Annotated in this window: 27 protein-coding genes; 13 read left to right on the top strand and 14 right to left on the bottom strand. The window is 59.5% G+C overall.

All coding sequences use genetic code 11. The annotated features are described in order from the left end of the window. Positions 1-34 precede the first annotated feature (34 nt). Positions 35-985: a homoserine kinase gene (locus B7L09_RS16930; RefSeq protein WP_094469801.1), complete on the top strand. Its 951-nt coding sequence runs from the start codon at positions 35-37 to the stop codon at positions 983-985. Between the two features lie 129 nt (positions 986-1,114). Here B7L09_RS16930 and B7L09_RS16925 read toward each other — a convergent pair whose 3' ends face one another. After that, positions 1,115-2,035, bottom strand: coding sequence for a zinc ABC transporter substrate-binding protein ZnuA (locus B7L09_RS16925; protein ID WP_094469803.1), 921 nt, complete (start codon positions 2,033-2,035; stop codon positions 1,115-1,117). A gap of 66 nt (positions 2,036-2,101) precedes the next feature. On the opposite strand from B7L09_RS16925, the gene zur reads away from it, so the two are divergent. The 4 genes from zur (at position 2,102) to B7L09_RS16905 (ending at position 4,904) form a co-directional block, all read left to right on the top strand. Continuing rightward, positions 2,102-2,584, top strand: a complete 483-nt coding sequence (gene zur, locus B7L09_RS16920; protein ID WP_094469804.1) for a zinc uptake transcriptional repressor Zur — start codon at positions 2,102-2,104, stop codon at positions 2,582-2,584. Further along, positions 2,584-3,369: a zinc ABC transporter ATP-binding protein ZnuC gene (gene znuC, locus B7L09_RS16915; protein ID WP_094469800.1), complete on the top strand. Its 786-nt coding sequence runs from the start codon at positions 2,584-2,586 to the stop codon at positions 3,367-3,369. The genes zur and znuC overlap by 1 nt, the downstream gene beginning before the upstream one ends. Next, the gene (znuB, locus tag B7L09_RS16910; protein WP_094469799.1) at positions 3,362-4,150 is read left to right on the top strand and encodes a zinc ABC transporter permease subunit ZnuB; all 789 of its coding nucleotides are present in this window, start codon (positions 3,362-3,364) and stop codon (positions 4,148-4,150) included. The genes znuC and znuB overlap by 8 nt, the downstream gene beginning before the upstream one ends. Before the next feature lie 37 nt (positions 4,151-4,187). After that, positions 4,188-4,904, top strand: a complete 717-nt coding sequence (locus B7L09_RS16905) for a PA5502 family lipoprotein (RefSeq protein WP_094469798.1) — start codon at positions 4,188-4,190, stop codon at positions 4,902-4,904. A 121-nt stretch (positions 4,905-5,025) separates the two neighbouring features. Here the strand turns inward: B7L09_RS16905 and katE are convergent, their stop codons facing one another. Next, the gene (katE, locus tag B7L09_RS16900; protein ID WP_094469797.1) at positions 5,026-7,164 is read right to left on the bottom strand and encodes a catalase HPII; all 2,139 of its coding nucleotides are present in this window, start codon (positions 7,162-7,164) and stop codon (positions 5,026-5,028) included. A gap of 260 nt (positions 7,165-7,424) precedes the next feature. Between katE and B7L09_RS16895 the strand changes: the two genes are divergently transcribed. From B7L09_RS16895 to B7L09_RS16885, 3 genes are all read left to right on the top strand, one after another. Then, positions 7,425-8,432, top strand: a complete 1,008-nt coding sequence (locus B7L09_RS16895) for a methionine ABC transporter ATP-binding protein (RefSeq protein WP_094469796.1) — start codon at positions 7,425-7,427, stop codon at positions 8,430-8,432. After that, entirely contained in the window at positions 8,432-9,106 is a 675-nt protein-coding gene (locus tag B7L09_RS16890; RefSeq protein WP_094469795.1) for a methionine ABC transporter permease, read from the top strand. The genes B7L09_RS16895 and B7L09_RS16890 overlap by 1 nt, the downstream gene beginning before the upstream one ends. Before the next feature lie 91 nt (positions 9,107-9,197). Continuing rightward, entirely contained in the window at positions 9,198-9,968 is a 771-nt protein-coding gene (locus tag B7L09_RS16885) for a MetQ/NlpA family ABC transporter substrate-binding protein (protein ID WP_094469794.1), read from the top strand. Positions 9,969-10,116: 148 nt separating this feature from the next. Here B7L09_RS16885 and B7L09_RS16880 read toward each other — a convergent pair whose 3' ends face one another. The 5 genes from B7L09_RS16880 to B7L09_RS16860 form a co-directional block, all read right to left on the bottom strand. Next, positions 10,117-10,752: an SCO family protein gene (locus tag B7L09_RS16880; protein ID WP_094469793.1), complete on the bottom strand. Its 636-nt coding sequence runs from the start codon at positions 10,750-10,752 to the stop codon at positions 10,117-10,119. Beyond that, positions 10,749-11,648 carry a heme o synthase gene (cyoE, locus tag B7L09_RS16875; protein WP_094469792.1) on the bottom strand — a complete coding sequence of 300 codons (900 nt, stop codon included), beginning with the start codon at positions 11,646-11,648 and terminating at the stop codon, positions 10,749-10,751. The genes B7L09_RS16880 and cyoE overlap by 4 nt, the downstream gene beginning before the upstream one ends. Further along, positions 11,636-12,715: a COX15/CtaA family protein gene (locus tag B7L09_RS16870; RefSeq protein WP_094469791.1), complete on the bottom strand. Its 1,080-nt coding sequence runs from the start codon at positions 12,713-12,715 to the stop codon at positions 11,636-11,638. Before B7L09_RS16870 ends, cyoE begins: the two co-directional genes overlap by 13 nt. Before the next feature lie 10 nt (positions 12,716-12,725). Then, complete coding sequence (locus B7L09_RS16865) at positions 12,726-13,319, bottom strand: PA_0111/PP_0108 family redox-active disulfide protein (protein WP_094469802.1); 594 nt, start codon at positions 13,317-13,319, stop codon at positions 12,726-12,728. After that, positions 13,285-14,025, bottom strand: a complete 741-nt coding sequence (locus B7L09_RS16860) for an SURF1 family protein (RefSeq protein WP_094469790.1) — start codon at positions 14,023-14,025, stop codon at positions 13,285-13,287. The genes B7L09_RS16865 and B7L09_RS16860 overlap by 35 nt, the downstream gene beginning before the upstream one ends. Before the next feature lie 70 nt (positions 14,026-14,095). Here B7L09_RS16860 and B7L09_RS16855 point away from each other — a divergent pair, with 70 nt between their 5' ends. Beyond that, positions 14,096-14,299: a twin transmembrane helix small protein gene (locus B7L09_RS16855; protein WP_094469789.1), complete on the top strand. Its 204-nt coding sequence runs from the start codon at positions 14,096-14,098 to the stop codon at positions 14,297-14,299. Between the two features lie 4 nt (positions 14,300-14,303). On the opposite strand, the gene B7L09_RS16850 is transcribed toward B7L09_RS16855, so the two are convergent. The 4 genes from B7L09_RS16850 to coxB all read right to left on the bottom strand — a co-directional run bounded on the left by B7L09_RS16850 (position 14,304) and on the right by coxB (position 18,688). Continuing rightward, positions 14,304-15,191: a cytochrome c oxidase subunit 3 gene (locus B7L09_RS16850; protein ID WP_094469788.1), complete on the bottom strand. Its 888-nt coding sequence runs from the start codon at positions 15,189-15,191 to the stop codon at positions 14,304-14,306. A 25-nt stretch (positions 15,192-15,216) separates the two neighbouring features. Further along, a complete protein-coding gene (locus B7L09_RS16845) occupies positions 15,217-15,768 on the bottom strand; it encodes a cytochrome c oxidase assembly protein (protein ID WP_094469787.1) in 552 nt (183 codons plus the stop codon). Positions 15,769-15,891: 123 nt separating this feature from the next. Beyond that, positions 15,892-17,478, bottom strand: a complete 1,587-nt coding sequence (gene ctaD, locus B7L09_RS16840; RefSeq protein WP_094469786.1) for a cytochrome c oxidase subunit I — start codon at positions 17,476-17,478, stop codon at positions 15,892-15,894. Between the two features lie 82 nt (positions 17,479-17,560). Next, a complete protein-coding gene (gene coxB, locus B7L09_RS16835; RefSeq protein ID WP_094469785.1) occupies positions 17,561-18,688 on the bottom strand; it encodes a cytochrome c oxidase subunit II in 1,128 nt (375 codons plus the stop codon). Between the two features lie 372 nt (positions 18,689-19,060). Between coxB and B7L09_RS16830 the strand changes: the two genes are divergently transcribed. Further along, on the top strand, positions 19,061-19,711 hold the full coding sequence (locus tag B7L09_RS16830; RefSeq protein WP_094469784.1) for a hypothetical protein: 651 nt from the start codon (positions 19,061-19,063) through the stop codon (positions 19,709-19,711). A gap of 121 nt (positions 19,712-19,832) precedes the next feature. Here B7L09_RS16830 and B7L09_RS16825 read toward each other — a convergent pair whose 3' ends face one another. The 3 genes from B7L09_RS16825 to B7L09_RS16815 all read right to left on the bottom strand — a co-directional run bounded on the left by B7L09_RS16825 (position 19,833) and on the right by B7L09_RS16815 (position 23,477). Next, positions 19,833-21,359 carry a SulP family inorganic anion transporter gene (locus B7L09_RS16825; protein ID WP_094469783.1) on the bottom strand — a complete coding sequence of 509 codons (1,527 nt, stop codon included), beginning with the start codon at positions 21,357-21,359 and terminating at the stop codon, positions 19,833-19,835. An 84-nt stretch (positions 21,360-21,443) separates the two neighbouring features. Next, the gene (locus B7L09_RS16820) at positions 21,444-22,175 is read right to left on the bottom strand and encodes a carbonic anhydrase (RefSeq protein ID WP_094469782.1); all 732 of its coding nucleotides are present in this window, start codon (positions 22,173-22,175) and stop codon (positions 21,444-21,446) included. A gap of 243 nt (positions 22,176-22,418) precedes the next feature. Then, positions 22,419-23,477 carry a PA0069 family radical SAM protein gene (locus B7L09_RS16815; RefSeq protein ID WP_094469781.1) on the bottom strand — a complete coding sequence of 353 codons (1,059 nt, stop codon included), beginning with the start codon at positions 23,475-23,477 and terminating at the stop codon, positions 22,419-22,421. 210 nt (positions 23,478-23,687) lie between these two features. Between B7L09_RS16815 and B7L09_RS16810 the strand changes: the two genes are divergently transcribed. The 3 genes from B7L09_RS16810 to B7L09_RS16800 all read left to right on the top strand — a co-directional run bounded on the left by B7L09_RS16810 (position 23,688) and on the right by B7L09_RS16800 (position 24,874). Further along, complete coding sequence (locus B7L09_RS16810) at positions 23,688-23,990, top strand: hypothetical protein (RefSeq protein WP_010465676.1); 303 nt, start codon at positions 23,688-23,690, stop codon at positions 23,988-23,990. A 137-nt stretch (positions 23,991-24,127) separates the two neighbouring features. Beyond that, a complete protein-coding gene (locus B7L09_RS16805; RefSeq protein ID WP_049870741.1) occupies positions 24,128-24,373 on the top strand; it encodes a hypothetical protein in 246 nt (81 codons plus the stop codon). A 195-nt stretch (positions 24,374-24,568) separates the two neighbouring features. After that, entirely contained in the window at positions 24,569-24,874 is a 306-nt protein-coding gene (locus tag B7L09_RS16800; protein ID WP_094469780.1) for a hypothetical protein, read from the top strand. The last annotated feature ends 67 nt before the right edge of the window (positions 24,875-24,941 follow it).

Raw genomic sequence — 24,941 nt, 5'->3', positions numbered from 1 at the left:
CGCGCACTGCGGCGCCCGTACTGGCAGTTTAAACATGTCTGTGTTTACCCCCCTGGCTCGGCCCGAGCTGGAAACCTTTCTCGCCCCTTACGGGCTCGGCCGCCTGCTTGATTTCCAGGGGATTGCCGCCGGTAGCGAAAACACCAACTTCTTCATCAGCCTGGANCAGGGCGAATTTGTCCTGACCCTGGTCGAGCGCGGTCCGGTCCANGAAATGCCGTTCTTCATCGAACTGCTCGACGTGCTCCACGACGCCGATCTGCCGGTGCCTTACGCCCTGCGGACCATCGATGGCGTGGCCCTGCGCGAACTTGCCGGTAAACCAGCGCTGCTACAACCGCGCCTGGCCGGCAAGCACATCAAGGACGCCAATGCGCAGCATTGCGCCCAGGTCGGCGAGTTGCTGGGCCATCTGCACCTGGCGACCCAGGCCAACATGATCAAGCGCAAAACCGATCGTGGCCTGGACTGGATGCTGGAGGAGGGCACGCAGTTGCTGTCCCACCTGAATGCCGAGCAGAGTGATTTGCTGCAACGGGCACTGGACGAAATCACTCAGCAGAAGACGAAAATTCTGGCGTTGCCACGGGCCAACATCCACGCGGATCTGTTCCGCGACAACGCGATGTTCGAAGGCACGCACCTGACCGGGTTGATCGACTTCTACAACGCCTGCTCGGGCCCGATGCTGTACGACGTGGCGATCGCGCTGAACGACTGGTGCTCGGATGACAACGGGCTGATCGACGGGCCGCGAGCAAGGGCGTTGTTGGGCGCTTATGCGGCGTTGCGGCCATTCACGGCAGCCGAAGCCGAGTTGTGGCCGACCATGCTGCGCGTGGCGTGTGTGCGGTTCTGGTTGTCACGGTTGATTGCCGCGGAGTCGTTTGCCGGGCAGGACGTGTTGATTCACGATCCGATGGAGTTTCAGCAGCGGTTGGCGCAGCGGCAGAAGGTCAGTACGCCGCTACCGTTCGCCCTCTAAATTGTGGCGAGGGGGCTTGCCCCCGTTGGAGTGCGAAGCGCTCCTATGCGATCTATCTGACCTATCAATTTGGGGGCTGCTTCGCAGCCCAACGGGGGCAAGCCCCCTCACCACAGGGTTCTGTGTCGGTTACAACGANTCCAGGCACCCAGCCAAATCATTCCCCAACTTCTCCAGCACCTGCTCGTAACCCTGCGCTGTAGCTGGCGTGTAACCGCCCAACGCATCCAACTCCGCCAATTTCACCGGCAAACCGGCGACCAGCGTCTCGGCCAGGCGCGGGCGCAGCGGCGGCTCGCTGAACACGCAGGTCTTGCCGACTTCCTGCAACCGCGTGCGCATCGCCGCGACGTGTTGGGCGCCCGGCTGGACTTCGGCGGCGACGCTGAATACGCCGGTGTGCTTGAGGCCGTAGGCGTCTTCAAAGTAGTCGAAGGCCTCGTGGAATACGAAGTACGGTTTGCCTGCGATGCCGGCCAGGCGCGCTTTCAAGCGAAGATCCATTGCATCCAGACGCTCATCGAACGCCTTGAGGTTGCTCTGATAACGCGTGGCGTTGGCCGGATCGGCTGCACTCAAGTCAGCAGCCATTTTTGTGGCGATGACACGCGCATTTACCGGAGACAACCACAAATGCGCGTCCAGGCTGCCCGGACGATGATCGTGGTCATGCTCGTCGGCTTCTTCCGCGTGGGAGTGGTTGTCTTCGCCAAAGTGGCGCAGTTTCAGCCCCGGCAAATCCTGCACGGCGACGCTCGGCAGCGTTCGACCGTTCAGCACGCGAGGCAGGAAACCTTCCATGTCCGGACCGATCCAGTAAACCAGATCCACCGATTGCACCTTCCGTACGTCGGAAGGGCGCAAGGCATAGTTATGCGGTGAAGCGCCCGGTGGCAGCAGCACTTCCGGGATCGCCACGCCGTCCTGCACCGCAGCGGCAATCAGCTGTAGCGGCTTGATGCTGGTGAGGACTTTGACGTCGGCTTGAACTGAGCCAATGAACAGAAAACTTGCGGCAAATGTGACAAAGATAGAAAAAAGTCGGGACACGATGACCACTCAATGGCGTAGGAACGGGTAACATAATAACGTCTCTATCAAATGTCGTCGCCGCTCATGCCTATTACACCGCTTGCCAGCCGTCCCCACGACCACTCTCACTGCGTGCATACCGCGTTGTCGGAGGCCGATACCCTGTGCGCACGCCAAGGCCTGCGGCTGACTGCGCTGCGTCGTCGCGTGCTGGAGCTGGTGTGGCAGAGCCACAAGCCGCTGGGCGCCTACGACATTCTTGGCGTGCTCAGCGAGCAGGACGGCCGCCGCGCTGCGCCGCCTACGGTGTACCGTGCGCTGGATTTCCTGCTGGAAAACGGCCTGGTGCACCGCATCGCCTCACTCAACGCCTTTGTTGGCTGCAACCACCCGGAACACGCGCATCAGGGCCAGTTCCTGATCTGCCGCGAGTGCCACGCTGCCATCGAGCTTGAACAAAAAAGCATCAGCGACGCCATCATCAGCAGCGCCAAGGACGTCGGTTTCGTCGTCGAAGGCCAGACCGTTGAAGTGGTCGGGCTGTGCTCGGGCTGCCAGGGGGCTTGATGAGCAANGCGCTGATCCGCCTCGAGAATGTTGCCGTCACCTTTGCCGGGCAAAACGTGCTGGATAACATCGAGCTGAGCGTCGAGCCGGGGCAGATTGTCACCCTGATCGGCCCGAACGGCGCGGGCAAAACCACGCTGGTTCGCGCCGTGCTCGGCCTGCTCAAGCCNGACACCGGCAGCGTCTGGCGCAAGCCGAAACTGCGGGTCGGTTACATGCCGCAAAAACTTCACGTCGATCCGACGCTGCCGCTGTCGGTGCTGCGCTTCTTGCGTCTGGTGCCGGGCGTGGACCGCGCCAGGGCCTTGGCGGCACTCAAGGAAGTCGGCGCCGAGCAGGTCATCGACAGCCCGGTGCAAAGTATCTCGGGCGGCGAAATGCAGCGCGTCTTGCTGGCCCGCGCCTTGNTACGTGAGCCGGAACTGCTGGTGCTCGACGAACCGGTGCAAGGCGTCGATGTGGCCGGTCAGGCCGAGCTCTACAGCCTGATCACTCGGCTGAGGGATCGTCACGGCTGCGGCGTGTTGATGGTCTCCCACGACCTGCACCTGGTCATGAGCACCACCGACCAGGTCGTTTGCCTGAATCGTCATGTCTGCTGCTCCGGGCACCCGGAACAAGTCAGCGGCGATCCGGCTTTCGTCGAGCTGTTCGGCAAGAACGCACAAAGCCTGGCGATTTATCACCACCACCACGATCACGCCCATGACCTGCATGGTTCGGTGGTCAGCGCGGCCCCTACGCCCCACTCCCACGTTCATGGAGATAGCTGCAAGCATGGCTGATTTTCTGCTCTACGCCCTGCTGGCAGGCTTGGCTTTGGCACTGGTGGCGGGCCCGCTGGGTTCGTTTGTGGTCTGGCGGCGCATGGCCTATTTCGGCGACACCTTGTCCCACGCGGCCTTGCTCGGCGTGGCATTGGGCTTTCTGCTGGATGTCAGCCCGACGGTGGCTGTCACCGTCGGCTGCTTGCTGTTGGCGGTGCTGCTGGTGACGTTGCAACAGCGTCAGCCGCTGGCGTCCGACACGCTTTTGGGAATTCTCGCACCGAGCACGCTCTCTCTGGGCCTGGTCGTACTAAGCTTCATGCACGAAGTGCGGATCGACCTGATGGCGTACCTGTTCGGCGACCTGCTGGCGATCAGCCCGACCGACCTTGCCTGGATCCTCGGCGGCAGCGCCGCCGTGCTGGTTTTGCTGGTAGCGCTGTGGCGCCCATTGCTGGCGATCACCGTGCATGAAGAGCTGGCCACGGTGGAAGGTTTGCCCGTGCCGGCCCTGCGCATGACCCTGATGTTGCTGATCGCGGTGGTGATCGCGGTGGCGATGAAAATCGTCGGTGTGTTGCTGATTACTTCACTGTTGATCATCCCGGCAGCTGCGGCACAACGTCACGCCCGCTCGCCGGAGCAGATGGCACTGGGCGCGAGCCTGCTGGGCATGCTCGCGGTCTGTGGCGGGCTGGCGTTGTCGTGGTTCAAGGACACCCCGGCGGGCCCGTCGATTGTAGTAGCGGCGGCCGCCCTGTTTCTGCTGAGTTTTGTCCTGCCCCGTCGAGGGGTGTAGACTTGCTCGCTTTTTGCGCAAATAGAGAGTCGCAGGAATGAAGCTGTTAGCCTCCCGTTATCTGCTCCTTGTCGCATTTTCGCTGCTACTGGGCGCTTGCCAAAGCACGCCATCGGCCACCACTGTGGCGACCGATGCACGGGCCACGGCCATCGCGCAGCTGGAACAAAACCTGGCCAGCAGCGAGCTGGCCACTGCCGAAGATCAACTGGCCGCCTTGCAGGCCCAATCGCCTAACGATCCATCCCTTGTGCAATATCAGCGGCAATTGGCCGAAGCCTATTTGCGCCGCAGCCAGATCGTGCTGCAAAAGGGCGATGTGAATGCGGCCGCCACTGCGCTGGCTCGGGCCCGGGCGTTAATGCCAAAGGCTCCGGCGCTGACGGGTGGGGTCAACAACGCCATCGTCAATGCCCGTAAAGCTGAGCTGGACCGGGCTGAAGCGGCGTTGCTGGCTGCCGAGGCCAAACCGCAGGCGAAGGTGATTGATCCCACGGCTGAAAGCACCACCGTGGCGCTGAACCTCACTGACATCGAAGAACTTCGCCATCAGTTGGATGCGATCGCCACCGACGTGGTGAATTACCAGTGCGACGTGAGCATCCAGGCGCCGCGCACGCAGGATTACCCATGGCTGGCCACGTTGCTGACCAAACGGGTGAAGAAGCTGGATGCGGATTTTGATATGAATCTGCAGAAGCAGATCCTGCGCAGCGTTCCGGCGCAGATCGTCCTGAGTCCGCGCAAACCTTAAATGCATCGCGAGCATGCTCTCTCTCACAGTGGATCAGCGTTGATCACAGTTCTGTGATCCACCCCAAATCCTGTGGGAGCGGGCTTGCCCGCGAAGGCGTCCTTCCTACCGATACAAATCCTCAGGCCGGAATCGCTTTGGCCTTCGGCTCCCGATCCCAAACCCGATGCTGCCCGATCGCGGCAAAAAACGGNTTGAACGCCTTCGCATCTGCCCCCACGATCAGCCCCGCATCCACTTCAAGCTTCAACACATCCAGCAACTGCTTCGCCTCGCCATGCAGCGCAATCGCCTTTAAGTGCTTGTACGCCTCCAACAGGTAATGCAACGCCACGCCATCACCGCTCAACGCCTTGATCGACTCTTTACCGCCGGGTACGAACACCGCATCGAATGCCACCGAAGGCAAGCCTTCCATCGAAGCGTCCACCGGCAGCGTCTTGCCATCGGCGGTGGTCACGGGCGCGGAAGTCGGGCCGAGCAGCTTGGCGTGCGCACCTTCGGCCTTCAACGCCTTCTTCATCGCATCAATCGCAGCACCATCGACACCGTTGGCCGCCAGAATCGCCACTTTCCGGGTTTTGATATCCCCCGGCAGCAGGTTGGCCTGGCTCAAGGCCGGTGAGCGATCCAGTGAGGTTTTACGCACTTCGACGGTGCCAGCCTTCGGCGCCGGCAAACCAAGGTTCTGCGCCACGCGTTTGGCCAGTTCCAGATCGATATTGGCCAGGATCTCGTTGACCTGACGGGCACGAATAAACTCACGCTCGACCTTGCCCAGCTCAAAGCTGTAAGCCGCAATGATGTGCTCTTGCTCGTGCTTGCTCATGCTGCGGAAGAACAGGCGCGCCTGGGAGAAGTGATCGCTGAACGACTCGCTGCGCTCACGGATCTTGTGAGCATCGATGCGCTCTGGGTAAGACTCGAACCCACCGTCCTGTGCCGCCGGCGGGGTTTCTTTCGGCCAGCCGCCATCAATAGAGTTTGGCTCGTAGGACGCGCGGCCCTTGTCGATGGTCGTGCGATGCAGCGCATCCCGTTGTCCGTTATGGAACGGTGCTACCGGGCGGTTGATCGGGATCTCGTGAAAGTTCGGCCCGCCGAGTCGGCTGATCTGCGTATCCGTGTAGGAAAACAGGCGACCTTGCAGCAGCGGGTCGTTGGAAAAGTCGATACCCGGCACGATATGGCCCGGGCAGAACGCGACCTGCTCGACTTCAGCAAAGAAGTTATCCGGGTTGCGGTTCAGCACCATCTTGCCCAGCGGCGTAATCGGTACCAGCTCTTCGGGGATCAGCTTGGTCGGGTCGAGGATATCGAAGTCGAATTTATGTTCGTTTTCTTCCTCGATGACCTGCACGCCCAATTCCCATTCCGGGTAGTCGCCCATCTCGATCGACTCCCACAGATCGCGACGGTGGTAATCGGTGTCTTTGCCGGCGAGCTTTTGCGCCTCATCCCACACCAGCGAGCATGTGCCGGCNGTAGGGCGCCAGTGGAATTTGACGAAGTTGGATTTACCCTCGGCATTNANCAGGCGAAACGTGTGCACACCAAAGCCCTGCATGCTGCGCAGGCTTTTTGGAATGGCACGGTCAGACATGGCCCAGATCACCATGTGCGCCGACTCCGGCTGCAGCGAGACAAAATCCCAGAACGTATCGTGAGCCGAGCCACCGGTAGGAATCTCGTTGTGCGGCTCAGGCTTCACCGCGTGCACAAAGTCGGGGAACTTGATCGCGTCCTGAATAAAAAATACCGGCATGTTGTTACCCACCAGATCGAAGTTGCCTTCGTCGGTGAAGAACTTCACGGCAAAGCCGCGCACGTCACGCACCGTATCGCCGGAACCACGCGGGCCCTGCACGGTGGAAAATCGCGCAAATACCGGGGTTTTGTGGCCAGGGTCGCGTAGGAAACCGGCCTTGGTCAGCGCCGAATGGTTCTCNTAGGTCTGGAAAAAACCATGAGCGCCAGTGCCCCGTGCATGCACGATGCGCTCCGGGATCCGCTCATGGTCAAAGTGCGTGATTTTTTCACGCATGATGAAGTCTTCCAGCAGCGAAGGGCCACGGGCGCCGACCTTCAAGGTGTTCTGGTTGTCCGAAACCTTCACACCCTGATTGGTGCGCAGGGCTTGTTCGGTGGCGTCGGAGCGGAATTTTTCCAGGCTCTCGAGCTTGGCATTGGTGTTGCCGCGGTCCAGGGTATCGGTCCCGGCCAGTGCGCTTTTAGGTGCGGCAGGCTTTTTAGTGCTCATCAGTCGTAAACTCCTCGTTGCGATCCCGTAGCCAGGACTTATATGCATTCCCCAGGCACGGCACCGGGGGCGTTTTCGAGTTGCCTTATTAGTGACTGNCGCGGTTTTGCACCGTTCCTTTTTTATGACCTTTGATCGCGTTATTGCCAAATCGCTGGTTGAATGCGAAATAAATGCTAAGAAACGCTATACGGACAGGCTAAAATGCGCGCCCGGCTAACCGCTGACCCNTTTCNCATGCGCCCCACAAGGTTCGCTACGTGATCGAGTTTCATAACGTCCATAAAACCTACCGCGTCGCCGGTAAGGAAATCCCCGCGCTGCATCCCACCAGCCTGCGTGTCGAAAACGGCCAGGTGTTCGGCCTGATTGGCCACTCCGGCGCGGGAAAAAGTACCCTGCTGCGTCTGATCAATCGCCTGGANCAATCCAGCGGCGGCAAGATCAACGTCGACGGCGAAGAAGTCACCGCCCTGGACGCCAACGGCCTGCGCCGTTTCCGCCAGCAAGTCGGGATGATCTTCCAGCACTTCAACCTGCTCGCGTCCAAGACCGTTGCCGATAACGTGGCGCTGCCACTGACCCTGGCCGGTGAACTGTCGCGCAGCGAGATCGACCAGCGTGTCGCCGAGTTGCTGGCGCGGGTTGGCTTGTCCGACCACGCCAAAAAGTACCCGGCGCAGTTGTCCGGCGGCCAGAAGCAGCGCGTCGGCATCGCTCGCGCCCTGGCGACCAAGCCGAAAATCCTGCTGTGCGACGAAGCCACCAGCGCCCTCGACCCGCAGACCACCGCCTCGGTGCTGCAACTGCTGGCCGAGATCAACCGCGAGCTGAAGCTGACCATCGTGCTGATCACCCATGAGATGGACGTGATCCGCCGCGTGTGCGACCAAGTGGCCGTAATGGACGCGGGTGTGATCGTCGAGCAAGGTTCGGTGGCCCAGGTGTTCCTGCATCCGAAACACCCGACCACCAAGCGTTTCGTGCAAGAAGACGAGCAGATCGATGAAAGCGAACAGCGCGATGACTTCGCGCACGTGCCGGGCCGCATCGTGCGCCTGACCTTCCAGGGCGAAGCGACCTACGCACCGCTGCTGGGCACCGTCGCCCGCGAAACGGGCGTGGACTACAGCATCCTCGCCGGTCGTATCGACCGCATTAAAGACATTCCCTACGGCCAANTGACCCTGGCTGTTACCGGTGGCGACATGGAGGCGGCGTTCGCCCACTTCACCGCGGCTGACGTCCACATGGAGGTCCTGCGCTGATGGAAGTCCTGACAAGTTTCTTCGTCAATATCGACTGGTTCGAAATCTGGCTGGCCACCGGCGATACCNTGCTGATGCTGTTCGGCTCGCTGTTCTTTACCGTATTGCTCGGCCTGCCGCTGGGCGTGCTGCTGTTCCTGTGCAGTCCGCGTCAGTTGCTCGAACAAAAAGGCCTCTACGCACTGCTGTCGCTGATCGTGAACATCCTGCGCTCGCTGCCGTTTATCATTTTGCTGATCGTGATGATCCCGTTTACGGTACTGATCACCGGCACCTCGCTGGGGGTCGCCGGGGCGATTCCACCGCTGGTAGTGGGCGCCACGCCGTTCTTCGGGCGACTGGTGGAAACCGCCCTGCGTGAGGTGGATCGCGGCATCATCGAAGCCACCCAGGCCATGGGGGCGACTACCCGGCAGATCATCATCAACGCCCTGCTGCCAGAAGCCCGTCCGGGCATTTACGCGGCGATTACGGTGACGGCTATTACACTGGTGTCCTACACGGCNATGGCCGGTGTGGTCGGTGCCGGTGGCCTGGGTGACCTGGCGATCCGTTTCGGTTATCAGCGTTTCCAGACCGATGTGATGGTGGTCACCGTGGTGCTGTTGCTGGTGCTGGTGCAGGTTCTGCAAATGGTTGGTGACAAACTGGTCGTCCATTTCTCCAGAAAATAAACAGTTCTCGTAAACAAGACATGAGCCGGCCATTCGCTGGCAGGCGCCAAATCCAGGCGCCGCAAGCGGGTACCCACAAGGAGTTAGCTGAATGAAAAAACTACTCGTCGCGTTCGCAGCCGTTGCAGCGTTTTCCGCTCACGCGGACACCCTGACTGTCGCAGCCACGCCGGTTCCGCATGCGGAAATCCTCGAATTCGTCAAACCGGCCCTGGCCAAAGAAGGCGTGGACCTGAAGGTCAAAGTGTTCACCGACTACGTNCAGCCGAACGTACAGGTTGCCGAAAAGCGCCTGGACGCCAACTTCTTCCAGCACCAGCCGTACCTGGATGAGTTCAACAAGGCCAAGGGCACCGACCTGGTCGCCGTTGCTGGCGTACACCTGGAACCGCTGGGCGCTTACTCCAGCAAGTACAAGGCACTGACCGAACTGCCAGGCGGTGCCAACGTGGTGATTCCGAACGACGCCACCAACGGCGGTCGTGCACTGTTGCTGCTGGCCAAGGCCGGCCTGATCAAGTTGAAGGATTCGAACAACATCCTGTCGACGGTCAAGGACATCACCGAGAACACCAAGGACCTGAAATTCCGTGAGCTGGAAGCTGCNACCCTGCCGCGCGTGCTGACCCAGGTCGATCTGGCACTGATCAACACCAACTACGCCCTGGAAGCCAAGCTGGACCCTTCCAAGGATGCACTGGTGATCGAAGGCAACGACTCGCCTTACGTGAACATCCTGGTGACCCGCGANGACGACAAGGACAGCGAAGACATGAAGAAACTGGTTGCTGCCCTGCACAGCCCGGAAGTGAAGGCCTTTATCCTCGAGAAGTACAAAGGCGCGGTATTGCCGGCGTTCTGATCACCTGATGCAACGAAAAAAGGGGCGCATCGAATGCGCCCCTTTTTTGTACCTGGAATCCGACCCTGTGGGAGCGGGCTTGCGGTGTTTANTTTGCGCCCCTTTTTTGTACCTGGAATCCGACCCTGTGGGAGCGGGCTTGCGGTGTTTATTTGCGGTTGAGCATCACCGGCAACTGTGTCACCAACTTGGCGTTATTCAACGGCGCGCGAATAAACCCACGCTGTGTCCCGTCCGGACCGATCACCGCGAGGTTGCCGCTGTGATCAACCGTGTAATTCGGCTTGCTGGTGTCGGCCGGAATAAACGGAATACTCACCGCATTGGCCAGTTTCTGAATGTCCTCAACCGACGAAGCCGTCAGGCCTGTGAACTGTGGATCGAAGTAGCCCAGATATTGCTTGAGCTGCTTGGGCGTGTCGCGGTTCGGGTCGACGCTGACCAGGATGATCTGCAACTTCGCCACAGCCTCTTTAGGCAGCTCGCTCTTGATCTGGCGCAGCTGGGCAAGCGTGGTCGGGCAGATGTCCGGGCAGAAGGTGTAGCCGAAGAACAGCAGGCTCCACTTGNCTTTCAGCTCGTTGACCATCACCGGCTTGCCGTCCTGATCGGTCATCGTCACGTTTGGCAGATTGCGGCTTTGCGGCAGCAAAATGATCCCGGCGTCGATCAACGCCGTCGGATCGCCCTGGCCTTTGCCGGACAGCACTTTGTTGATGGTCAGGCCCAGAACCAGCGCGATCAGGGCGACGAGGATAAAGACGGTTTTTTGAGTTCGAGTCATAGGTTCAACAGTAAGTAGTGGTCTACGAGCAGGGCGATAAACAGCAACAGCAAGTACCCAATAGAGTACTTGAACGTGTTGATCGCCGCGTGCGGCTTGCTGCCACGGTACAGCACCCAGGCCCATTGCAGAAAGCGCCCGCCCAATACCAGCGCACACGCCAGGTACAGCAGGCCGCTCATGTGGATCACATAAGGCATCAGGCTCACCGCCAGCAGGGCGAAGGTGTAAAGCAGGATATGCACTTTGGTGTAATGCTCGCCGTGGGTGACCGGCAGCATCGGAATGTCGGCCTTGGCGTATTCCTCCTTGCGGTGAATGGCCAGGGCCCAAAAATGCGGAGGGGTCCACGCGAAGATGATCAGCACCAGCAGCAGCGGCTCGGCGCTGACATGCCCGGTGACGGCGGTCCAGCCGAGCAACGGCGGGGCGGCACCGGCCAGGCCACCGATGACGATGTTCTGCGGCGTCGCGCGCTTCAGGAAACCGGTGTAGACCACCGCATAACCGAGCAAGGACGCGAGGGTCAGCCAAGCGGTCAGCGCATTGGTGAAGGCCAGCAGCACGGCTTGCCCAAGCACCGCCAACACCAAGGCAAACGTCAGCGCCGCCGCCGGTGATACCCGACCTTCAGCCAAGGGACGTTTGTGGGTGCGCGCCATCACTGCATCGATACGCCGGTCCACCACATGATTCACCGCCGCCGCACCCCCGGCACACAACGCGATCCCCAGGTTGCCGAAAATCAGCACCGTCCACGGCACCCCGGCGCGGGTCGCGAGGAACATGCCCACCAGCGAGGTGATGAGCATCAGCACCACGACTTTCGGCTTGGTCAGCTCCAGGTAGTCACGCCAGATAGCCTGATCGCGACGCGCGCCGATCAAGGTCGCCATGGCATCTCTCCTTTTATTGTTATGGGCCCGGCTGAGTGTTTGCGCGGGCTGAACCGCCAGCGCGCAGGGGATTGCTGTTTGACCCGAACCAGGCTGGTTCGCGCGTGATAATTGACCAGCACCATCGTCAGTAGCAGCGCTGCGCCCCCGGCGTTGTGCGCGACGGCGACGGGCAGCGGCAAGTGGAACAAGACGTTGCTGATGCCAAGGGTGATTTGGGCCGCAAGGGCGATCAGCACCAGTCCGGCCAAGCGCGTCATGCCAACCACTTTCAGTTGCCAGGCCAACCCCAGCAGCACGAGCGTCACTAGCAACGCGCCGATGCGGTGAGTCAGGTGAATCGCTGTGCGGGCATCACTGTCCAGTTGCCCGCCCAGGTAATTGGGGCCGATGTGTTGGGTCAGGTGAAAACCGTTGGCGAAATCAGCCGGTGGCAGCCATTGCCCATGGCAGGTCGGGAAGTCGATGCAAGCCACGGCTGCATAGTTGGAACTGACCCAGCCCCCAAGGGCGATTTGCAAGATTACCAGCAGCAACCCGGCCGTCGCCCAGTGCTGCAAACGCCGTGGCACGGTCAGCGCCGGCAGTACGCCGGACAGGCGCAACGTCAGCAAAAACAGCAGGCTCAAGGTGGCAAAACCACCGAGCAGATGGCCGGTCACCACTTGCGGCCACAGCTTCAGCGTCACCGTCCACATGCCAAACGCCGCCTGGGCGAACACCACTGTCAACAGAAACAGCGGCAACTTCACCGGTTGCCCCGGATGACGACGATGCACCCAGGCGCGACCGGCCAGCACTGAAATCAACAACCCGAGGGTACCGGCGAAATAGCGGTGGACCATCTCGTTCCAGCCTTTGTGGGCTTCGACGGGCGCATCGGGAAAATGCAATTCGGCATGGGCCAGTTGGGCTTCGCTTTGCGGCACGCTGATGAAGCCGTAGCAGCCCGGCCAGTCCGGGCAGCCGAGGCCGGCATGGGTCAGCCGGGTGTAGGCGCCGAGCAGCACGACGATCAACGCTAACAAGGTGGCAAACAACGCGAGGCGAAATCCAGGTTTGGCCATGACGATGCCCTTATCCGATGTTCGACAGTTTCAGCAGCAGGCGCAGGTCGTTGAGCAAGTCCTTGCCCTTGACCGTCGGGTCGTAGCGCAGCACCAGATTGCCGTGCGGGTCGATGATCCACAGTTGCGGTGCAGTTTTGTCTCCCGCTGTTTTGGTGAAAGTGGTCAGGTCCATTGGGTAACGTTGCAGTTGCGGGTATTCGCGGGTCAGCTTGGCGTCGTAATCGGCCGTCAGCGGTTGCGCGGCGGCCAAGGCGTGGCTGGCGCGTGACGCATCGCGGCCAAGGCCGATCTGAATCTGCCGCGCCAGGTACACCAGTTGCTGGCACTCNNCCGAGCACTCCTTGGGTGCGGTCACCAGCAGTTGCCAACGATCCTCGTCCGCCTGCACGCCAATGTCGGCGCGGGTCTGGCCGTTGCCGATCATCTCGCCGTGGTAGCTGCGGCTGTCCGGCACCCAGAACTGCAGTTTGTACATGNCGGTGGCGAGGATCATCGGACCGATCACCCCCAGCAGGATCAGCAATAACTGCAACCGGCCCTTGCGCCGACTCGCCGGCGTTTTCGCCTCAGACATGCTGGGTGGATTCATGGCCGCTCCCATGGTGTTTCTCCTTTGCGTTGTGCCAGCCGAGATAGAGATAAAGGCCGAACAGGGCGATCGACATGGCGAACCACTGCACGGCATAAGCGATATGTTTTTCCGGCCCCATGGCCACCACTGGCCAATCGGCCTGATAGGACGCGGGGCCGGCTTCTGCGCGTAATTCGTAGGCAAAACCGTCACGGTCGAGCGCTGTCCACAGCTTGGCCGGTTCGACGGCCGTGATCAGTTGTGGCCACTTTGGGGTGCTTGGGTCGGCGTGCAATTGGAAGGTGGCGCCGGGGGAGACGTAGACCCAGGCATCCAGGCTCAGGGCCTGAGTCGGGGTAGTGAATTGCGGCGGGGTGCGCCGATCCGGCCACGGCAGCCAGCCGCGATTGACCAGCAGCCAGAGCCCGGTCGCCTGGTCCTGAAACGGTTGCAGCAGTTCGACGCCAACCTTGCCGTCGCGCTGGCGGTTATCCAGCAGCAGGCTGTGCATGGCATCGAACTGGCCGTGCAGCCGAACCCGACGAAAAGCCGGATCTTCAGTGTGTTGCAGCGCGGTGCTGGGCATCGGTTCAGCCGTCCGACGCTCGGCGTAGCTTTGCAGCAGCGCGCTTTTCTCCGCGCCCCGGCTCAATTGCCAGAACCCGAGTGACACCAGCATGGGCAGCAGAATAGCGACCACCAGGGTCGGCACGATGCCCGGCCGGAAGCGCTTCATGGCGTCGCCAGAAAGTCGCTGGTTGCGATAGCTATACTCAAGTGCATCGCCTTTCCCCCGGAGTTCCACCATGCTCAAAGCAGCCATCGTCCTGATGCTGATTGCCACGGTTGTCAGCCTGTTCAGCGGCCTGTTTTTTCTGGTCAAGGACGACAGCAGCTCGAACCGCCTCGTCATTGCCTTGAGTGTTCGTGTTGCCCTGGCCGCCATCACCGTCGGCTTGATTGCCTGGGGTTTTTTCAGCGGCCAGTTGGTTTCTACTGCGCCTTGGTAAAGCCTCAGAGCACATAAACGAAGAAAAACAGCCCGATCCACACCACGTCCACAAAGTGCCAATACCAGCTCGCCGCCTCAAAGCCGAACTGGTGCTCGGCATTGAAATGCCCGCGCAGGATGCGCATCAGCATCACAAACAAAATGATGGTGCCGATGGTCACGTGCGCGCCGTGAAAGCCGGTGAGCATGAAGAAGGTCGCGCCGTACACGCCCGAGCCGAGGGTCAGGCCCAGTTCCTTGTAGGCGTGCATGTACTCTTCGGCCTGGAAGGCCAGGAACGCCCAGCCCAGCAGCACGGTCAGCGCCAGCCAGATTTTCAGCGCGCCACGATGGCCCTTGNTCAAGGCATGGTGGGCGATGGTCACGGTGACGCTGGAACTCACCAGCAACACGGTATTGAGCAGTGGCAGGCCCCAGGGGCTGATGACTTCCTTGGGCGGCGGAAACAGTTTTGAGTCCGGGTTATTCAACAATGGCCAAGTGAACTGGAAGTTCGGCCACAGCATGTGCGCGATGCCCTTATGCCCTTCACCGCCGAGCGCCGGACCGGAGACGTGACGCACATAAAACAGTGCGCCGAAGAAGGCGATGAAGAACATCACCTCCGAAAAGATGAACCAGGTCATGCCCCAGCGGAACGAGCGGTCCATCTGCGGGCTGTACAACCCCGCGCGGCTTTCCTTGATGACCGCGCCGAACCATCCGAAGAGCATGTAGGCCAGTAACAGGCCGCCGACGAAAAAGATCCACGGCCCGTGGGATTCCGGGCGCGCAGCCTTCAGGTCGTTGAACCAGGTGGCCAGGCCGAACACGGTGACGAACATGCCGACGGTGGCGATGATCGGCCATTTGCTCTGGGCCGGTACGTAATAGTGTTCATGAGTTGCCATTTATTGTTCTCCTTATCGGGCACGCTCAGCCGCCAGTGTTTACAGCTACCGGTGGATGTCGGGCGGTGATATCGAACAGCGTGTAGGACAGCGTCAAATGCTTCACTTCCTTGGGCATGTCGCGATCGACAATGAAGCGCACCGGCATTTCGATACGCTGACCGGGCTGCAGCACTTGCTGGGTGAAGCAAAAGCATTCGGTCTTGTGGAAGTACATCGCCGCGTTGCTGGGTGCGATGCTCGGCACTGCCTGGGCGCTCATCGGTTTGTCGGTCGGGTTGTGCGCGATAAAAATCATCTCGTTCACGGCCCCCGGGTTGGCCGTCAGTTCGTCACTTTTGGGATAGAAATCCCAGGACATGTCGGCGGAATTGGTCGACAGGAACTGCACGCGCACCTGGCGCGTAGGGTCGACCACCTGCTCGCCCTCGTACTGCCCGGCGGTCTTGCCGTTGATGCCGAACGCCTTGCACATCACGTCGTAGATCGGCACCAGGGCAAACCCGAAGACAAACATCGCCACCACCACCAACAGCAGACGGGTGACGAGTTTTTTCATCGAAATCGAATCAGCCATGATTTCCAACTCCTGCGCCAACCCATGTATGAGCCGGCTTGCTGGCGATCCAAACACCGCGGTGCATCAGGCGCACCGCGTTATCGTTCATCGCCAGCAAGCCGGCTCCTGCGAGGGCGGTGTTCATTTCACTTCCGGCGGCGTGGTGAAGGTGTGATACGGCGCTGGTGACGGGATGCTCCACTCCAGGCCTTCCGCGCCATCCCACGGTTTGGCCGGGGCCGGCGGGCCGCCACGGATGCACTTGATCACGATGAACAGGAAGAAGATCTGTGTAGCGCCGAACATGAACGCGCCGATGGACGAGACCATGTTGAAGTCGGCGAACTGCAGGTTGTAGTCCGGCACCCGGCGCGGCATGCCGGCCAGCCCCACGAAATGCATCGGGAAGAACGCCATGTTCATGCCCACGAAAGACAGCCAGAAGTGCAGCTTGCCCAGGGTTTCGTCGTACATGTGGCCGGTCCATTTCGGCAGCCAGTAGTAGGCCGAGGCGAAGATGCCGAAGATCGCACCGGGCACCAGTACGTAATGGAAGTGCGCCACTACGAAGTAGGTGTCGTGGTACTGGAAGTCCGCCGGGGCAATCGCCAGCATCAGCCCGGAGAAGCCGCCGATGGTGAACAGAATCACGAAGGCCACGGCAAACAGCATCGGCGTCTCGAAGGTCAGCGAGCCTTGCCACATGGTGCTGACCCAGTTGAACACCTTCACGCCCGTGGGCACGGCGATCAGCAGCGTGGCGTACATGAAGAACAACTCGCCCACCAGCGGAATGCCGACCACGAACATGTGGTGTGCCCAGACGATAAACGACAGGAACGCGATGCTCGCGGTGGCGTAGACCATCGAGGTGTAGCCGAACAATGGCTTGCGCGAGAAGGTCGGGATGATCGAGCTGACGGCGCCGAAGGCCGGCAGGATCATGATGTACACCTCGGGGTGGCCGAAGAACCAGAACACGTGCTGGAACAATACGGGGTCACCGCCACCGGCCGCGCTGAAGAAGCTGGTGCCGAAGTGGATATCCATCAACATCATGGTCACGCACCCGGCCAGTACCGGCATCACTGCAATCAGCAGGAACGCGGTGATCAGCCAGGTCCAGACGAACAGCGGCATCTTCATCAGCGTCATGCCGGGGGCCCGCAGGTTGAGGATGGTGGCGACCACGTTGATCGCGCCCATGATCGAACTGATGCCCATCAGGTGGATGGCAAAGATAAAGAACGTCACGCTTTCCGGCGCGTAAGTGGTGGAGAGCGGGGCGTAGAAGGTCCAGCCGAAATTCGGCCCGCCGCCGGGGGTGAACAGGGTCGAGACCAGCAGCAGGAACGCCGCCGGCAGCAGCCAGAAGCTGAAGTTGTTCATGCGCGGCAGGGCCATGTCCGGCGCGCCGATCATCAGCGGGATCATCCAGTTGGCCAGGCCGACGAACGCCGGCATCACCGCACCGAACACCATGATCAGGCCGTGCATGGTGGTCATCTGGTTGAAGAACGCCGGTTCGACGATTTGCAGCCCCGGCTGGAACAGCTCGGCGCGAATCACCATCGCGAACGAGCCGCCCAACAGGAACATGGAAAACGCAAACCACAGGTACAGCGTGCCGATGTCCTTGTGGTTGGTGGTCAGCACCCAGCGCATCAGGCCTTTGGCGGGGCCGTGGGCGTGATCGGCATGACCATGGTCATCGATGACGGCGCTCATGGCGTGTCTCCTGCAAACAGATGGGCTGGGCAGGCCGGGGCGCGCTGCCCCGACCGGTTCCTTGGTTGCGCAATAGACCGGATCATTTGCTTTCCGCCTGTTTCAGCTCCAGCACTTCTTTAGGAGTGACCATGTCGCCTTTGTTGTTGCCCCAGGCATTGCGTTCGTAAGTCACTACGGCGGCGATATCCACTTCCGACAGCTGTTTGCCGAACGCGGCCATGGCGGTGCCGGGCTTGCCGNGGAAGACAATGCTCAGGTGANCTTCTTTCGGCCCGGTGGCGATTTTCGANCCTTTGAGTGCCGGGAACATCGGCGGCAGGCCCTGGCCTTCTGCCTGGTGACAGGCGACGCAGGTGGTGTGATAAACCTTGTCGCCGCGCTCCTTGAGCTCGTCGAGGGTCCATTCCTTGCTGGTCAGTTCTTTAAGCTGCAGGGCTTCGGCCTTGCGCTCGGCCAGCCATTTTTCGTAATCGGCCTTTTCCTTGACCTCGACCACGATCGGCATGAAGCCATGGTCTTTGCCGCACAGTTCGGCGCACTGGCCACGGTAGATGCCGGGTTTGTCGACGCGGGTCCAGGCTTCGTTGACGAACCCCGGAATCGCATCGCGCTTGACTGCAAACGCCGGCACCCACCAGGAGTGGATCACATCAGCAGCCGTCACCAGGAAACGCACCTTGGCGCCTACCGGCAGCACCAGCGGCTGGTCGACCTCGAGCAAGTAATGCTCGCCCTTGGTTTCCTTGTTGTGGATCTGCTCGGCGGGGGTCGTCAGGTTGCTGAAGAACTCGACGTCCTGACCCAGGTATTTGTAGTGCCACTTCCATTGGTAGCCCGTAATCTGGATGTCGATATCCGATTCACTGGTGTCGTACATCTTGATCAGCGTCATGGTCGCCGGAATAGCCATGGCCACCAGGATCAGCAAGGGCACCACGGTCCAGAGGATTTCGACGGTGGTGCTTTCATGAAATTTTGCGGCCACCTGCCCGGTGGAGCGGCGGTGGACCATCATCGACCAGAACATGGCGCCGAAGACGATGATGCCGATCACTACACAGATCCAGAAAATGGTCATGTGCAGGTCAAACACGGCGTGACTGACTTCAGTAGCCCCTGGCGCCATATTCGTTGTCCAGGCGGCTTGCGCCTGGCCGAATACTGACCACAACAGTAGGCCCATCCAAACGTGTGGATGTCGCGTCATTGCGGGTTCCCCTTATCGTTCTTGTTATCCCGCCGGCTTTCACCTGCGGCAAGGGAGCGGCTTTTTCAGACTACGAAACTTGAATCGCCGAGCCTTGCTGCGTGTGCAGTCGGGCGTCATCAGCTAACTCCATTCCCACCCGAGTATAGACAGCGACTGCTACCTCGCAACGTGATGGCGTAAATGATCTGAAACAGGTGGGACTTGCGTTCAAGGGCACGAATGGAGAAGGATGCAGACGAGTGGTGGCAAATCGATATAACGGAGGCGTCTCAAGGATGAAACAATTATGACAAATGCGTCTTAGCATTTTTCATAAGCCAGCTAAGTTATGTCTTCCCTATTTCATTGCCTTTGTTTCCTGGAGTTTTCATGAACACCGCCGCATTGCGCGAGCAGATCCAAAAAGCCCAACAACACGAGGCCGAAACCGGCCTGCTGACTCGTCAGCTTGAAACTCAATTGCCACACCTTCACTCCGCCATCCAATTGCCGGATGTCGACGCCAACGGCGTGATGACGCGTTTTGTGGCCGCGTATATAGAGCAAGTGCCGGACCTGCTGGACGCAGCCAATGAAGTCGCCAGGGAAGCGGGTATCGAATCACAGATCAAGCCGGTGCTGAAAATCGCCGAGCAGTTCTTCCTCCAGCCACCGGCAATCATGGCCGGTCATGTCGGCCTGGACAGCCTGCTGGACGAAGCTTATCTGGCGCATCGGTTGGTAGAAGAGGTCAATGACCTGTACATCAAGCATTTTGGCCAGCCACTGATCCCTTTGGACATGACGGTCGCCAACCTGATTGCCCACCAACTGATCGGCGAGGACTTCGCCAATCAACTGGATGAGGCGGTGCATCACGCCGTGGACGAGATGCTTGATGAAGACAGTTTCGCGCTGGAGTCCGTGGAGGCCTACCGCGAAAAACTCAACAGCCCGGACACCGGCGCTGCATGGAAGCGCTGGCCATGCCTGTCGCGCCAGTTGGGCGTAGGGCTGGAGCTGGATCAGCCAGCTGCCTGATTCTTTAGAATCAACACCATCCCCTGTGGGAGCGAGCCTGCTCGCGAAAGCGGTGCATCAGTCGACATTATTGCTGAATGACACACCGCAATCGCGAGCAGGCTCGCTCCCACACTGTTTTCTACGCGGCTGAACCAACTCCGGTAGTGGTCCGCAACCGCCCTTCAAGCCNGCGCTTCAACCCCCGCGCCTCAATCACCAGCCTGGAGCCTTTGGCCGCATTGGCCCGCCCCCATTCCTCCAGCAATTCCAGGCACGAATGGTCGATGTAACTCAGGTTACTCAGCGGCACATGCANCGTCGCGCCTGGGGGAATCGTTCCCAGCACCTGGGTCAACGCCGGCACCTTGAGAAAGGTTGCGGCCCCCGTCAGTCGTAACTCCATCTCACCGTCGGCCGGCAGGTCGATCAGGCTGATTTTCAACCGCGAGGCTTTCCAGGCCAGTTTGGCCAGGGTCAACCCGAAGCCGATCAGCACGCCNGTCAGCAGGTCGGTAAAGATGATCGCCAGCGCCGTCGCGGCATAGGTGAACATCGGCATCCGCCCATAGCGGCCCAACGCCCGGAACGCCTTTACGTCCACCAGCTTGATCCCGGTGTACACCAGCACGCCCGCCAGGCTCGCCACCGGAATGCTTTGCAGCACACTCGACAGCAGCANCACGAAAGCCANCAGCCACAGGCCATGGAACATCGCTGACATTCGCGTAGTGGCGCCGGCCTGGACATTGGCCGAACTGCGCACGATCACGCCGGTCATCGGCAGGGCACCCACCAGACCGCAGAGCATGTTGCCGACGCCCTGTGCCGACAATTCCTTGTCGAAATCNGAACGCTGGCCGCTGTGCATNCGGTCCACTGCCGCGGCGGAGAGCAGGGTCTCGGCGCTGGCAATAAACGCCACGGCAAATGCCGCGATCAGTAAGGTCGGGTCAGCCAGATTGAGCAAATCGGCAGGTTTCAGCCAGTCGATGGCTTCTGCCAGGTTGGCCGGGACTTCCACGCGTTTGACCTGCAAGGCGAGCATCAGGCTGGCGACCGTCGCCAGACCCACGCCAAGCAGCGCGCCGGGAATGAAACGCAGGGAGTGGGGACGGAATTTCTCCCACAGCCACATCACCGCAATCGTCGACAGCCCAAGCAAACCGGCTTGCCAGCCAAGGGAGGGCAAGGCCTGGAGGACGGCCGCCGGGAAGGCTGCCAGGTTATCCAGCCCCGAGGGCTTGGGCACGGCGTCGAGCATCACATGCACTTGCGACAACACGATCAGCACGCCAATCCCGGCAAGCATGCCGTACACCACCGCAGGCGCCGTGACCCGAAACCAGCAACCCAGCTTGAAGCGCCCGGCCATCAGTTGCAGAAAACCCGCCAACAGCAGGATGGGCCCGAGCATCATCATGCCGTGCTGGCGCACCAACTCGAACACCAACACCGCCAGACCCGCCGCCGGGCCGCTGACTTGCAGCGGTGAGCCGGCAATCCAGCCCACCACCAGACCACCGATGATCCCGGTGATCAAACCCTTGGCCGGCGGCATGCCNGAAGCAATGGCAATGCCCATGCACAAGGGCAGGGCGACCAGAAACACAACCACGGACGCGAGCAGCTCCCGCGGCAGAACAGCTTTCAATTGCGCAGCACGCATGATGATTCTCCCGAAGTTTTCTTCAGGCATGGCAAAGCCAGGCTGCTCGATCAGCAGCCTCGGCTAAACCACACCTGGGAGGATTTAGAAGCGCGCTTTGGGCGTCGCCACGGGAATCGGATGACTGCCATCAAGCGGCAGGAAACACCCTTTGTCCGCGTCGTAAGCTCTGATTTCGCTGGTTTCGATGTTGTAGATCCAGCCATGGATAAACAGCTGACCGTTGGCCATGCGCGAGGCCACGGACGGATGCGTGCGCAAATGCTGAAGCTGGGCGATCACGTTCTCTTCGGTGAGGACGTGCATGCTTTCGCTTTCGTCAGCGCAATGGCAGTTTTCCTGGACCATGGTTTTCGCCACTTCCGCATGGCGCAGCCAGGCTTTGACCGTAGGCATTTTTTCCAGGCTTTGCGGGTTGAGCACGGCGCGCATCGCGCCACAGTCGGAGTGGCCGCAAATGATGATGTGCTGTACGCCGAGGGCAAGNACCGCGTACTCGATGGCCGTGGAAACACCACCATTCATCTGGCCGTAAGGCGGCACCACGTTACCCACGTTACGAGTCACGAACAGGTCGCCGGGCGAGCTTTGGGTAATCAGCTCGGGCACGATGCGTGAGTCGGCGCAGGTAATGAACATTGCGCGCGGGCTCTGGGCCGTGGCGAGTTTCTTGAAGAGTTCTTCCTGCTGAGGGAAGACGTCGTGATGGAAATGCAAAAAGCCGTCAACGATGTGCTTTAGCGCTGCATCGGCGGTTTCCGCCACCTGAGGGGCTGAAGCCGACGCAGCCAACGGCTGTTTATCCTTGTCACTCATGATTCATCCTCTTTGGCGGAGTCAGGGAATTTTCCCGTTTTGTCCGGTGTGAAGCCAGTGGCTGTTTAAAAAACATCCAGGCCGAACATCTCGACCCGTCAGTCACTCGATGAACAAGGTATCTGCCGAAACTTAACTCAAACTGAATCAAGTGCTCTAGAACGTGTGTTCCAGGTCACTAAAAACGTGACCAGCGTAATGGCCAAGTGATTTTCCCACTACTCAACCATAGGCCAATTGTCCTCAAATCAACGACATCTGGCGACCCGGCGGACAGAAGGCGTCGCAGTCCAGGTCGAATCCTTCCCGACGATTGAGCCCCAGGCGCTTGATGGTTTTGGCAAAGCGTTGCGCCAACAGATCGGCAAACGGCCCTTCACCGCGCATCCGGGCGCCAAACCGACTGTCGTAAAGCTCCCCGCCGCGGCTTTGACGAATCAGGCTCAACACATGAGCGGCACGCTGCGGATAGTGGGCGGCCAGCCATTCTTCGAACAGCGGCGCTACTTCCAGCGGCANGCGCAGCATCATATACGCCGCACTCTGCGCACCCGCCGCGTGGGCTTCGGTCAGCAGGCTTTCCAGTTCACTGTCGTTGATCATCGGAATCATCGGTGAACACAGCACACCCACCGGTATGCCTGCCTCACGCATCACTCGAATCGCCCGCAATCGCGCCTTGGGCGCCGCCGTGCGCGGCTCCAGGATGCGCTTGAGCTCGTCGTCCAGGCTGGTGAGGCTGATCATCACCGCCACCAGACGTTGGCGCGCCAATTCAGTGAGCAAATCGAGATCGCGCAGGATCAGCGAGCCCTTGGTGATGATCGTCACCGGGTGCCGATAACGCAGCAGCACTTCGAGGGTCTGCCGGGTGATCTTGTATTCGCGCTCGATAGGCTGGTACGGGTCGGTATTGGAGCCCAGATTGATCGGTGCACACACATAACCCGGCTTCGACAGCTGCTGTTCGAGCACGTCGGCGGCATTGGTTTTGGCGATCAGTTTGGTTTCGAAATCCAGCCCCGGCGACATGTCCCAATAGGCATGGCTGGGTCGCGCGTAGCAGTAGATGCAACCGTGCTCGCAACCACGATAGGGATTGATCGAGCGATCAAAAGGCAGGTCCGGGGAAGTGTTGCGGGTGATGATGGTTTTCGCCGTTTCAATGCGCACTTCCGTGCCCTGGGTGATCGGCGCTTCCTGATACCAGCCGTCATCCTCGGCCACCGAGCGATTCGGCGCGAAGCGGTTGTGCGGGTTGGTTGCGGTGCCGCGGCCGCGAGGTGGCAGAGGGGTCGCCATCGACATCATCCTTAAGCTGTATGTTCATACAGTATATGGCCGCGGCCGAATAGGCCAGTGCCGTTCAGCGCCTGAAAAGGTGTTAAGTCGCGACGGGTTGTTTATTACTAATGAGCTTCTTGTAATGATGAGAAACAGAATACATCCTATGAATAACAAGGCACCGATATCTGGCCGCTGTTTCACGTTTACGTCATAGGAGATTTGGTTATGGAGACGAGTAAAGGGATATTGTTGACGGTACTCGACGTTAATAAAGACGGAGTTCAAGAGGTCAAAATAGAATTTGTTACTCGGGAAACTGACTTCGATCTGGGCTCCGGGAATTTTAGCGACACTATCGTTAATTCATATGCGGTTTTGGTTTCTAAGAAAAATGGCTCGACAACATTCAATAAGGCTTCCGTGCATGGCGATATTGACCAAGATGGAGATATTGATATGGAGGATGAGCAACTGCTTTTTGATCTTGCAAACACAGTCATTAAATTCAAGGCGAGTAGCGGAAATTGAAGGCGCTGAACAGTACTGGATATACAGCCACCTGTCATGTATGACAGTAGACAGCTTGTGAGTGGGCGGCCTACTTTGGGTTGGAGGATTCCAATTCAATGGAACCTCCCTCTCAATTGACTGACTCACGAGGTGTCATGATGGCCGTTAAAGAGATTCGCATTTCCATTGAAGATTTTAACAACGATAAAGTCCCAGAAGTCTTGCTCGAGTTCTATGATAAAAAGAAGGAGCTCGAGTTTTCAACTTCCGTTTCGGCGTCAAAAAAGAAAGGTGTTTACGATAAGGTTGACGTTAAAGGTGACGCCGATGGTGATGGGGATTTCGATCCCGCCGATGATAAAAAATTCATCCGCCTTGCGGCTGCCGCCGCTGAATGTTGAAGTAAGTATTGGTGAGGCCGAATAGGCCAGTGCCGTTCAGCGCCTGAAAAGGTGTTAAGTCGCGACGGGTTGTTTATTACTAATGAGCTTCTTGTAATGATGAGAAACAGATAGAAAGTAACTTGGTTATAATCAATCGGTATTATGCGCATCACACGAAGTTAACGTGTTATCACTATTAAAAGGATTTAATTAATGTCGAATTACAATCAGCGCGGTGTCTTTCTACAACGGTTGGCCCCGTCTGTCGTTAGTCCGAAAGAAGTTCGGGTTTCCATGCAGTTTGCTTTGAAAGAAGAGGGTTATGACCCGGAACACCGCACGCCTACGTACTCCCTGCTGGACTCTAGCACCCATGAAGCCGTTTCGAATGACGGTGGTTTAACCTTCTCCATGCGTCAAAACCCGGCGGACGTGAACGGTGACAGGACTGTCGATGCCCAGGACAAGGCCGTTCTGATTGCTCTGGCGACAGCGTATTCAAAAATCGTTAATCCTTGATTGTTATTGAGCGCATGAAACTTTTAAGTATTCATGCGCATGCAATTTGAGTAAGTACTTAAAGCGG

The sequence above is a fragment of the Pseudomonas mandelii genome (genome assembly GCF_002251635.1).
Taxonomy (GTDB): domain Bacteria; phylum Pseudomonadota; class Gammaproteobacteria; order Pseudomonadales; family Pseudomonadaceae; genus Aquipseudomonas; species Aquipseudomonas mandelii_B.
The sequence above is the reverse complement of the archived record's forward strand: the minus strand, read 5'-3'. Positions and strand labels throughout refer to the sequence as shown.